This window comes from Streptomyces hazeniae, assembly GCF_031845485.1.
In the GTDB taxonomy this organism is placed as follows: domain Bacteria; phylum Actinomycetota; class Actinomycetes; order Streptomycetales; family Streptomycetaceae; genus Streptomyces; species Streptomyces hazeniae.
Map to the genome: position 1 here is coordinate 1 of NZ_JAVREQ010000105.1, position 543 is coordinate 543.

Genomic DNA, 543 nt, shown 5'->3' on the forward strand with positions numbered 1-543 from the left:
GTGAATGCGGTGAACGCGATGGCCACGAACATGCCGAGCACGGCGAGCTTGAGGATCACCATGACGTGTTGACCGCCGCGGACTCGCTGGCGCCGCGGATCAGCAGCAGGGCGCACATGATGATCAGGACCGTTGCGGGCAGGTTGATCAGGCCGGGGTTGTCGCCCCACGGTGCCGCGGACAGTGCGTGCGGCAACCGCCAACCGAACCAGTTGTCCAGCAGTTGATTGAGGTAGCCGCTCCAGCCGATCGCGGTCGCAGACATGGACACGCCGGACTCCAGCAGCAGGCAGGCTGCGACGCCCATCGCGATGAATTCGCCCATCGTGGTGTAGGCGTAGGAGTAGGTGGAGCCCGAAACCGGCACGGCCGCCGCCATTTCGGCATAGCAGATCGCCGACAACCCGGCGGCGATGCCGGCCACCACGAACGACACCAGCACTGCGGGACCGGCTTTGGGCACGGCCTGCTGCAGCACGATGAAGATGCCGGTGCCGACCGTCGCGCCGACGCCGAACAGCGTCAGCTGGAACGTGCCGATAC

The 543-nt window shown here is 66.3% G+C and carries 1 protein-coding gene; it reads right to left on the reverse strand.

What is annotated here, in order from left to right; all coding sequences use genetic code 11:
• Window positions 1–55: 55 nt before the first annotated feature.
• Window positions 56–543: amino acid permease (locus tag RM572_RS28815; RefSeq protein ID WP_311676312.1), on the reverse strand; the 488-nt coding region annotated here is incomplete at its 5' end.